At 43.5% G+C, this 10530-nt stretch carries 11 protein-coding genes; 10 read left to right on the top strand and 1 reads right to left on the bottom strand.

The annotated features are described in order from the left end of the window. Positions 1-253, bottom strand: a 253-nt coding sequence (locus C6P11_RS10770) for a transposase (protein WP_245299874.1), incomplete at its 3' end; no start/stop codon positions are given. A 630-nt stretch (positions 254-883) separates the two neighbouring features. On the opposite strand from C6P11_RS10770, the gene C6P11_RS11040 reads away from it, so the two are divergent. From C6P11_RS11040 to C6P11_RS10730, 10 genes are all read left to right on the top strand, one after another. Further along, on the top strand, positions 884-1657 hold the full coding sequence (locus C6P11_RS11040) for a hypothetical protein (protein ID WP_167849574.1): 774 nt from the start codon (positions 884-886) through the stop codon (positions 1655-1657). Beyond that, positions 1614-1979, top strand: coding sequence for a DUF3854 domain-containing protein (locus C6P11_RS10765; protein WP_167849573.1), 366 nt, complete (start codon positions 1614-1616; stop codon positions 1977-1979). Before C6P11_RS11040 ends, C6P11_RS10765 begins: the two co-directional genes overlap by 44 nt. A 206-nt stretch (positions 1980-2185) precedes the next feature. Continuing rightward, positions 2186-2311: a hypothetical protein gene (locus C6P11_RS11435; protein WP_280950218.1), complete on the top strand. Its 126-nt coding sequence runs from the start codon at positions 2186-2188 to the stop codon at positions 2309-2311. Between the two features lie 285 nt (positions 2312-2596). After that, complete coding sequence (locus C6P11_RS10760; RefSeq protein WP_135521002.1) at positions 2597-3448, top strand: NADPH-dependent FMN reductase; 852 nt, start codon at positions 2597-2599, stop codon at positions 3446-3448. Positions 3449-3474: 26 nt separating this feature from the next. Further along, a complete protein-coding gene (locus C6P11_RS10755) occupies positions 3475-4389 on the top strand; it encodes an FAD:protein FMN transferase (RefSeq protein WP_135521006.1) in 915 nt (304 codons plus the stop codon). Between the two features lie 4 nt (positions 4390-4393). Beyond that, positions 4394-4864 carry a PAS domain-containing protein gene (locus C6P11_RS10750; protein WP_135521000.1) on the top strand — a complete coding sequence of 157 codons (471 nt, stop codon included), beginning with the start codon at positions 4394-4396 and terminating at the stop codon, positions 4862-4864. Positions 4865-4899: 35 nt separating this feature from the next. Continuing rightward, complete coding sequence (locus tag C6P11_RS10745) at positions 4900-5784, top strand: LysR family transcriptional regulator (protein WP_135520998.1); 885 nt, start codon at positions 4900-4902, stop codon at positions 5782-5784. A gap of 24 nt (positions 5785-5808) precedes the next feature. After that, entirely contained in the window at positions 5809-7203 is a 1395-nt protein-coding gene (locus tag C6P11_RS10740; protein ID WP_135520996.1) for a class II fumarate hydratase, read from the top strand. A 5-nt stretch (positions 7204-7208) separates the two neighbouring features. After that, positions 7209-8603, top strand: a complete 1395-nt coding sequence (locus tag C6P11_RS10735; RefSeq protein WP_135520994.1) for a flavocytochrome c — start codon at positions 7209-7211, stop codon at positions 8601-8603. Between the two features lie 30 nt (positions 8604-8633). After that, positions 8634-10055, top strand: coding sequence for an anion permease (locus tag C6P11_RS10730; RefSeq protein WP_135520992.1), 1422 nt, complete (start codon positions 8634-8636; stop codon positions 10053-10055). The last annotated feature ends 475 nt before the right edge of the window (positions 10056-10530 follow it).

The raw sequence follows: 10530 nt of genomic DNA, 5'->3' as shown, positions 1-10530 counted from the left end.
ACTTCGAAAGCAACACCGCGGCTCGTTTTAAAATCTCAAGTTCTTCGCGAAGTTTGGCGTTTTCCTTTTGTAATGCGTTTACATCAGCTTGCGTCCATTTTTCGCCGTCCACTTCGTGGACTGTGTAGAATTTGACCCAGTTACGGATTGAATCGGCCGAAGGCCCGTATTCATCGGCTAGTCCAGTGTAAGAACGCCCTTGGTTGTGCATCTCGACAAGAGATTGCTTAAATTCTTGTGAATATCGAATCATATAAAAAATGCTCCTCTGCTATTAGTGTACAGGGCAGAGAAAAATCTGTCCGTAAATCTAGCATAAGAGCATCCTTTCGAGGGTATTTTTGGACGTACTGGTGGCGCCGGTATGTCCTTTTTTATTTTCACACCAAAATAATAAAAAAGGTACCAACAACCAATCGCGTGAGCGAGTGGCCATCAGTACCAAATATTTTAGAACCAGTTAAATAGCCATTACGAGTTCGACTAATCCATCAAGGATTGATCGAACTTTTTTGTTATTTAGCAGATGATGTACAAATGATTACTCAACTGTATAAACGCTGTTGTGTTGTTGGCGAGTGAATTATTCTGTTTGTTGCGATTTTTAATCGGACAGGAAGCAATTTGACGTTATATTTTTTGGCCCAGTGGGGACGCTATTGTTCTCATTAGGAATGGTAGTGTCTTTATTGGCAGAAAAGGAGGACACTATGTCGGAAAATATGGGATACTTTTTGCCAACGCAGGGAGTAGAAATTAATGTTATGCAAGTTGAAGCAGTATTGCGTCATGTATTTAGTTTATAAGGGAGGCTATCATGGCTACATTTGATATTTCAGCCTTGTCTAATGGACGAGGTGCATGGGGCAACGACAATTAGTGGTTGCCAATTAACGAGGGAGCTTGTGCATTCTGCGGTCACCATGATGGTTGGTGCTCAGTTCGCGTTGATGGTCAGGCAATTCTTTGCCGTCGTCAACCTGCTGCTTTAATGAATGAACGAGTTGTAGAAGTTAAGGGCGCTACCGGTTGGTTTCACTATATGGACAATGAAGCTAACTTAGACGCTTCTAAAGCTGCAAAGCCACAATTTGTTCCGCAATACGATTTGTACCCTACGGCAGATACAGATACGATTAATCGTGTGCTACATGTGGTTATTAACACGTTAGGACTAACTAATGAGCACAGAGCTTACTTGCACGGACGAGGTCTTGATGATCTAACAATCGATACGAACAAGTACGCTTCATTGTTGCCGTTACGTTGGGACTGGGAACCAATTTTTGAAGATAATGGTTTGCCACGTGATTCTTGGCATGGTGTTCCAGGATTTTCAGAATCATCCGTTAACGGCAAACGTATTGTTTGGTTTGCTTTGAATCTCATGCAATTGGATAAGCAATTTGTGCTGATCCCTTATCGTGATGTTCAGGGGCGAATCTTCGGTATGCAAGGCCGTAATATGGACCCGCATGCCGAAACACGGTATTTGTGGGCTTCATCTGCGCACACGAACAGTGGGGCAGACTTTAAGCAACAAGCAGGTGTATCTTTGCCAGCTGCTGTTAAACAAGCTCTCGCTGCTCAAAATCAACCTTTGCAGTCTGCAAGTGTATGGCTTACAGAAGGCGGACATTACGACCAAGTATTTTGAAACAATTTTTGCTAACGGCGGTGCCGGACGTGACTACGTTTCGAAGGCTGGTTTCACTGTGATGTCTGTTGCAGGTGTCAGTTCTTATCGTCGCTTTTTAGACGCGTTCAAGCAGATGAACGTGACGCAGGTTGTTGTGGCGTTTGATGCAGATTACGTGGAAAACCAAGCCGTAGCTAGATCTATGAGTCGTTTGATTGACATGCTAAAGGAAGCTGGTTATCCAGTTTATCGCGCGGTATGGAGTGAGAACGGCGGCAAGACCAAGGGAATTAACGATCTGCTGGCCAACAGTTTCTTGCCAGAAATTCGTATGGCATAAGCGTTGTCAGTCACTGATAACACGTAACTAGCGTATTAGTCGGATAGGTGGGAAGCCTATGTTTTTAACACTGAATTCGCGGTTCACGAAATGAACAGCTGTGATGTTGAAAAAGTGTTTCTCGGTAAGAGTGCAAACGATTACTCGAAGAATACTGTTTCGGCTTATCGTTAGACGTTAGCTAAGTGGGGGGTAGTTCACCGAGTATGGTGCAAGATGTTGATACATTTATCAAGCAAAACAATATTCAGCCATTGGTCTTTGAGCGGGCTACGCAAAAAGTTCATGGTAAGGTGGTTGAACTTGATTTTGAAGAAGCGTTCCTTTTCTAAGATATTAATATACACAAACCAACCGTTGTGATACACAAAGAGACTGAATCATTGATTCAGTCTCTTTTTTTCGCGAAAAGTTTACAAATTCACATAGATATGTAAATATAGTTCTTAACTATATTTACATAGTATTCGTGTATGTATGCTGACAAACACCTATGCAAAGGCGTTATCGTGTGTTTTTTTATTTGTGAACAATTGACCAAAGTGTTTTAACTCACGTTTAATAAGCATGTAAAGAATTTATGTGAAGAGAAACACTAATTAGATTGAGGATTGTTTATGAACTTAGTAGCAATTGTGGGTACCAATGCCCGCAAGTCATATAATCGAAGCTTGCTTTGGTTTATGAAAAAGCATTTTAAAAACCTAGCAAATATTGAAGTCGTGGAAATCGAAGGGTTGCCAATGTTCAGCGAGGATACCGAAACACCGGTTCGCTTAGTCGAAATGGCACGCCAAATCGCAGCTGCTGACGGAGTAATTATTTCCACACCGGAATATGATCACTCAATTACAGCTTCTTTGAAGTCAGCGCTTGAATGGTTAAGTTACGGCGAACTTCACCCATTCACAAATATGCCAGTGATGATCGTTGGTACATCATTAGGTAAAATGGGTACGACGAATGCGCAAGAACATCTACGCCAAATTATGGATGCACCAGGTTTGGACGCGTTTGTATTGCCAGGAAATCAGTTTTTGTTGGGACCGGCTTCGGTAAATGTGGATGTAGAGCGTACAGAGCTGACTGACGCTCGCACGGTTGGTTTCCTTGAGCAAGTTTTTAGTAACTTTATGATGTTCGTTGACTCACTTCTTCCGATGAGAGCTATGGCCTTTGACCGTACAGCAGATAAGACTACAAACGGTGAACATGAAGGCACGGTTGAGGGTGTCAAGTTGGGTTACAAGGATATTGATAAGGTTTTGAAGGGTAGTGCATTAGACCCTGACGCTGTGCCATCAGTCATTATTAAACCAGCAGATAATGCTCAAGTTTTAGAACATGGTGACGGATGGTGGATAGAGAAAACCGAACTTACAGACAATGTTACCGTAACTGAAGTAGCTACAACAACGACGGACGTTGAAGAAGATGACGATGCCACGACCGGAGCGTCAATGCTTTGATCAAAATTGAAAAGACGTGGCGAGCGATGGGCACGACGAATAGCGTGATACTCTATGGCACGAACGAGAAACGGTACCTAGATGAATCGATTGACCTCGTGCGAAAGTACGAAAATTTGCTCACTGTGAATCGTGATTACTCTGCGGTGATGTCAATAAATAAAGCGGCAGGGAAACACCCGGTTCAAGTACCGGCTACGGTTTATCAATTAGTAAAACGTGCAGTGATGGTTAGTCGCGAGAATTTTGGATTTAACGTGGCAATTGGGCCGTTGGTTAAACTTTGGCACATCGGATTTGCAGACGCAAATGTACCTGAAGAAACTGACATCAGAAAACGCCAACGTATTATCTCACCAGGCGAAATTGTATTTAACGATGACGACTTATCGGTGTATTTACCAACTGCGGGGATGGAGTTGGATCTCGGTGCAATCGCTAAGGGATACATCGCCGACCGGTTGAAAAATCTTTGGCAAGCACAAGGACAACTTGCTGGGATTATAAATTTCGGTGGGAATATCGTGTTGTTGAATCCGGCGCCTCATAAACAGAATGGTCTGTGGCGGGTGAGTGTTCGAAACCCTTTGGTTCAACATGGTGAAAAGATTGCAAGCTTTACAACGCCGGCTGCATCAATCGTGACTAGTGGCGTAGCTGAGCGGCATTTAATGGTCGATGGCAAAATGTATCACCACATTATCGATTCGGGAACGGGCTATCCGCATGATAACGAGTTGGCAAGCGTGACCGTCATTTCTCCAGAGTCAATTGATGGTGAAATCGAAACAACTCGCTTGTTCTTCAATGATGGACCGCTAGATGGGGATTATCCATTCGCTGCCATATTCATCTACTGTGACAAGTCAATTCAGCTGGTCAACATGGAACAGTCAAATTTTAAAATTATAAATTCAGAATTTTATTTAAAGGAGTCATAGCTTTATGGCAGATCAAATTGAACTAGAAAACAGTCAAACATTTGTTGATGGCAACGGTGTCATCAGTCTACCGACGGGAAAACTTTCACTGCATTCATTACGTCAGGTGTTGAACATGTTGCCATTCGAAATCGACTTTGCTAATGCCGATGACGAGTTGGTTTATTACTCGGCGGTTGACAATCGTGTGAATGCCCGTAGCCAAAAATCACTAGGAAAGCCATTTGTTTCATTGTTTGCAGAAGCCGACCAAGATGCCGTTCAAAACATGCTTACGGATTTTCACAACGGGGCTGCAAGTCACTTTGAACAATGGTTTCCAAAGAATGACAAAACAATTTATGCCAACTACTATGCCGTGCGTGATGTTGATGGCACTTTTCTAGGAACGCTTCAGTTCACGGGAGACATCACCCGTATTCAAGGATTCCGTGGCATTCGCACGGCATTCAATTCAGGTAAGTCAGACAAGTAATTACTAACTTGTCATTGCTTAAATGAGGGAACTAGATGTTATTAAATGACTTGGAATACTTTGTTGCAATTTCTGAAGAGGGGTCAATCACCAAGGCAGCTCAGGTAAAGTTTGTTTCGCAACCATCGATAACCAACGCGTTACGTCGATTGGAAGATGAGCTGAAGACTACGCTGGTTATCCGTACACGGGGGAATGCTGATTTGTGTTTAACTGATACGGGTGAAACCTTGTTACGACACAGTCGCATCATTATGCGTGAAATGGAAATCATTCAAAGTGAAATTAGTCAGCAGAAAAAAATTGCCTTGGGTGTACCTCCGATGATTGGCGCAACAATTTTTCCAAGAATTATGTCTCAATTAGCTCCCAAAGAGATTGATTCGTTTCACATGGTTGAAACTGGGTCGACCAGTATGCTCGAGTTAATTGACCAAGACAAAATTGACTTGGGATTTATAGGCTCCCTTACTCCAGAGAAGAGAAAGCAATATAACAGTTACTTCATTACTAAGAGCTCTTATGTTGTTATTTTGCCATTGGGGCACCCGCTGGCAAATAGGCCATCCCTATCAGTTAGTGATTTAAAAGGCGAACGATTTATTACTGTCACTAAACACTTCACAGCGTACCGTGTTCTCATGGAACAACTTGTTGAAAATGATATGACAGAAGAAATACGTAATTTGTACATCACGAATGAGGTGATGACAGAGCAAGGCTTGGTTGCCGAGGGTAATGGAGTGGGTATCATGGCTAGGTTGGCCGTGGAAGATCGCCGTGATTTGGCGATTGTACCGTTAACTAATCCGATTGACTTCTACATCTATTTGATTCAGAAGCGTAATCATAAACTTTCAGACTTCGAAGAAGTCACTAAAGACAAAATCATCGAAGCAATTAAGAATTTAACAATTTAGGTTTATAAACAAGGAGAAAACAAAATGTCACAAGAATTCCGTATTGAATCAGATGCTATTGGTGAGGTGCAAGTGCCAGTTGATGCTGCTTGGATGGCACAAACTCAACGTTCATTGCAAAACTTCCCAACCGGGGCTCGTATGCCATTGGGCATTATCCGTGCTTTGTTGAACATCAAGCGCGCTGCTGCCTTCGCTAATAAGTCTAATGGCTCATTAGATGCCGATAAGGCTGCTGCCATCGTCGCAACTATTGACGAGTTGTTGTCATTAGATGATGTGGACCTACGTAAGGACTTCCCTCTGTCTGTTTACCAAACCGGTTCAGGTACGCAAACAAACATGAACACGAATGAAGTGGTTGCCCACTTGGCATCACAAAAGAGTGGTCTGGAAATTTTGCCTAACGACCACGTAAACATGGGACAATCATCAAACGATATCTTCCCAACAGCAATGCACATTGTTGCGACTGAATCAGTTGCGACAGTTGAAAAAGCTTTGGAACACTTGATTGCCGAATTGCGCATTAAGCAAGACGCATACTGGGATGTAATTAAGGTTGGACGTACGCACTTGCAAGATGCAACGCCTTTGACATTCGGGCAAGAATTGTCAGGTTATATTTCATCTTTGAAGCACGATAAGGAAATCATCGAAGCATTGCGCCCACAATTGTATGAATTGGCGATGGGTGGAACGGCTGTTGGTACTGGTTTGAATGCCAATGTTGAGCTTGGTAAGGCAATTGCTGCCACTGTCTCAGACGTTTACGGTTTCCCGTTCACGGCTGAAAGCAATAAGTTCTATGGTTTGACAAGTCACGCTGCAATGAACGCGGTGCACGGTGCGTTCAAGTCATTGGCAGCTGATTTGATGAAGATTGGTAACGACATTCGGTTCTTGGCTTCAGGTCCTCGTGGTGGTTACGGTGAATTAAAGATTCCTGCTAACGAGCCTGGTTCATCTATCATGCCTGGTAAGGTCAACCCAACGCAAGTAGAAGCCTTGACGATGGCAGCTGTTCGCGTCTTTGGAAATGACACGACAATTACGATGGCTTCTTCACAAGGAAACTTTGAGTTGAATGTATTCAAGCCAGTTATCATCAATGCCTTTTTGGAATCAGCCGAATTATTGGCTGGTACTATGACTGGTTTTGCAGACCGTATGATTCACGGTTTGGAAGTTAACCCAGATCGTATGAAGGAATTGTTGGATAACTCATTGATGACAGTTACAGCTTTGTCACCACACATTGGATATCACGCCGCTGCTGAAATTGCGCAAGCTGCCGACAAGAATGGCACAACATTGAAGGAAGCAGCTTTGGCATCAGGTGATTTGACTGAAGCTCAATACGATGAGTGGATGGACTTCATGGCGATGACCAACTTGGATCGTTCAAACAAGGAGTAATTAAAATGGTAAAGTTTATTTTTCCAAAAGCTAATCCAGTTGAAATGAAAGATAGTTATGACTTCGTTGTCATCGGTTCAGGAGCGGCTGGTATGACTGCTGCTATCCAAGCCCAAGAACTTGGGTTGGACGTGGCAATTTTCGAGAAGTTGGCGGTATTGGGCGGAAATTCCAACCGTGCGTCTTCTGGTATGAATGGTGTTGAAACATTTGTACAACTCCAAAATGGCATTGTGGATTCCCAAGAGTCTTTCTATGAGGACACATTCAAGGGTGGTGGTGGCACAAACGACACTGAGTTGTTGCACTACTTTGTCACCCACACTGAATCAGCGATTGATTGGTTGTACAACCATAACATCAACTTGACGGATATCACGTCAACTGGTGGCATGTCACAAAAGCGTGCCCACCGTCCGGGTGATAAGTCAGCTGTTGGTGGTTATCTGGTAAAGGGGCTTCAAAAGCAATTGGCTTACAAGCAAATTCCTTTGTTTGCTGGTACGAAAGTTTTGAAGTTGATCAAGTCAGGCGACCAAGTTACAGGGTTGAAGATTAACAACGACCAAATTGGTGAGAAGACAGTTAATGCGAAAGCTGTTTTAATTGCAGCAGGTGGCTTTGCTCAAAACCGTGAGATGTTGGCTGAGTATGCTCCAAAGTTGTTGGACTTGAAGACTACTAACCACCCCGGCGCTACTGGTGATGGAATGAAGTTGGCGACTGCTGTTGGTGGTACGTTGGTTGATATGAATAAGATTCAAATCCACCCAACAGCACAACAAGATACGGATCACGTTTACCTAATTGGTGAAGGGGTTCGTGGAGAAGGCGCAATCTTGGTTAACCGTGCTGGTCAACGTTTTGTTAATGAAATGACAACGCGTGATAAGGCCACCGCAGCAATCAATGACCTGCACGAAGATGGAGCAACCTTGATTTTGGATCAAGGCATTCGTGATGCGTTCAAGGCAATTGATTTTTACTATGCTATGGGATTGGTAATGGAAGGCGCAACTTTGGCTGAGTTGGCTGACAAGGCTAACCTAGATGCGAAGAACTTAGAAGAAACGGTTACCAAGTGGAACGAGTTCCAAGCGGCTGGCGAAGATACGGAGTTTGGTCGTACGACAGCCATGGACCGTGGCATCACGACAGGGCCATTCTACGCTATTCACATCAAGCCAGCTATCCACTACACGATGGGTGGTATCAAGATTAACAAGTTGACCGAAGTGTTGACTGAGGCTGGTGATGCAATCTCTGGTTTGTACGCAGCTGGTGAGGTTACCGGTGGTTTGCACGGTAACAACCGTATCGGTGGTAATTCAATTGCTGAAACTGTTGTGTTTGGTCGACAAGCTGGTAAGCAAGCTGCTAATTATGTACTAGACTTGTAGGATAAAGGAATAGATTGTAGGTTATCTTTCATGAATACGCTAGAAAAAGTAGATTATAAGAAATTTATTGCACCCATCGTTGTCGGATTGGTTTTGTGGTTCTTGGCGGGAATGCGACCTGATGGCATGTCAGTTGGTGCTTGGCACATGTTTGCGATTTTTGTTGCAACAATCGTAGGACTTGTTACGAAGCCATTGCCTCTAGGCGGTGTGGCTTTGATTGGTTTCGTTGCAGTTGTTTTGACGGGCACGGTCCCAATGGATGCTGCAATTGTAGGGTTTGGAAACGGCTCAATTTGGTTAATTGTAATGGCCTTTTTCATCTCACGTGGGTTCATTAAGACCGGCTTGGGACGACGAATTGCGTTGATCTTTGTACGTGCTTTTGGAAAGAAGACATTGGGATTAGCATATGCCTTGTCAGCAGTTGATTTGGTTGTGGCCCCTGGAACGCCTTCAAACACAGCACGTGCTGGTGGGGTTATGTTCCCAATCATCAAGTCATTGGCTCAAACGTTTGGCTCAGATCCTGAAAAGGGTACAGAAGGTAAGATTGGATCATTCTTGATTTTTACAGAATTTCACGCTAACGCGATTACGGCGGCTATGTTCTTGACGGCCATGGCGGGCAACCCAATTGCTCAGGCTTTTGCTGCTAAGCAAGGTGTTGCTATTACCTGGATGAATTGGTTCTTGGCTGCGTTGGTGCCCGGTATTTTGTCATTGATTATCGTGCCGTTCTTGATTTACAAGATGTACGCACCTGAAGTTAAGGAAACACCAGACGCTAAGGAATGGGCTGAAAGTGAATTGCATGGTATGGGTAACGTTTCAAAACCAGAAATCATGATGATTATTGGATTCGTGCTTGCCTTGCTTTTGTGGATTTTGGGGTCTGTAATCGGAATTGATTCAACAACGACTGGTTTCTTGGTCATCGGCTTCTTGCTAGTTGCGGGTGTCTTGTCATGGACTGATATCTTGAAGGAAACGGGCGCTTGGAACACCTTGTTCTGGTTCTCAGTATTGGTTATGATGGCAAGCCAACTGAACACACTTGGTTTCATCCCATGGTTGTCAAAGACGATTGGGGCAAGCTTGGGTGGCTTAAACTGGTTCGTGGTTTTGATTGTTCTATTGATTGCTTACTTCTACAGCCACTACTTCTTCGCTTCATCAACGGCTCACGTTTCAGCTATGTACGCTGCCTTCTTGGCAGTTGCTATAGCTGCTCACGTACCAGCATTGTTGGCCGCATTGATGCTTGGGTTCTTCGGAAATTTGATGTCTTCAACAACACACTATTCATCTGGACCCGCACCAATCTTGTTTGGTTCAGGTTACATCAAGCAAGGTGAATGGTGGCGAATGAACTTTATCCTTGGTCTGGTTTACATCATCATTTGGATCGGTGTTGGTAGCTTGTGGATGAAGTTAATTGGTCTTTGGTAATAGGGCAAGTTAGATAAGACATTATAAGGCATCGTTTGATGCTTTGGCACGTTTTGGTAACTGATTTCACTTTGTTGAGATTAGCTACCTTTTTTATGTTCTCTAATAATTAACGAGTTTTAAACATTAACCCGGATTATTCATGTACTAAATTTTTAACCACAGCTAAATAAGTAAAATACGATAAATCACCTTGAAACTGCCAGTACCTTGGCACGGTTTCAGGGTGTTTTTTTCGATTGAGCGTTTTTTGAGAAAAATGGGCACACTAAAACCAGCCAGATTTTGCTATTTTTTTGAAAATCCACTTCGTTGTTTTATTGCCACAAAGCATTTAGTCGTTCCCAAGCTCGCCAGAACAGACCATCGAATTGTTCTTGGATGAGGCTATCTAACGTCAAGATCACCTTGCGGACGTGCTTAGTGACACGTCCCCCGATTTTTAACAAACGGTCTCGAAAGGTGTTGATTGTCC

It is taken from the genome of Weissella confusa, from assembly GCF_004766315.1.
In the GTDB taxonomy this organism is placed as follows: Bacteria; Bacillota; Bacilli; order Lactobacillales; family Lactobacillaceae; genus Weissella; species Weissella confusa_A.
This window is presented reverse-complemented; position numbering and strand designations above follow the sequence as displayed.

Coding starts and splice junctions, on each gene's coding strand:
- C6P11_RS10730 (WP_135520992.1), top strand. CDS start 8,634: ATGAATACGCTAGAAAAAGTAGATTATAAGAAATTTATTGCACCCATC.
- C6P11_RS10735 (WP_135520994.1), top strand. CDS start 7,209: ATGGTAAAGTTTATTTTTCCAAAAGCTAATCCAGTTGAAATGAAAGAT.
- C6P11_RS10740 (WP_135520996.1), top strand. CDS start 5,809: ATGTCACAAGAATTCCGTATTGAATCAGATGCTATTGGTGAGGTGCAA.
- C6P11_RS11435 (WP_280950218.1), top strand. CDS start 2,186: ATGGTGCAAGATGTTGATACATTTATCAAGCAAAACAATATTCAGCCA.
- C6P11_RS10745 (WP_135520998.1), top strand. CDS start 4,900: ATGTTATTAAATGACTTGGAATACTTTGTTGCAATTTCTGAAGAGGGG.
- C6P11_RS10760 (WP_135521002.1), top strand. CDS start 2,597: ATGAACTTAGTAGCAATTGTGGGTACCAATGCCCGCAAGTCATATAAT.
- C6P11_RS10750 (WP_135521000.1), top strand. CDS start 4,394: ATGGCAGATCAAATTGAACTAGAAAACAGTCAAACATTTGTTGATGGC.
- C6P11_RS10755 (WP_135521006.1), top strand. CDS start 3,475: ATGGGCACGACGAATAGCGTGATACTCTATGGCACGAACGAGAAACGG.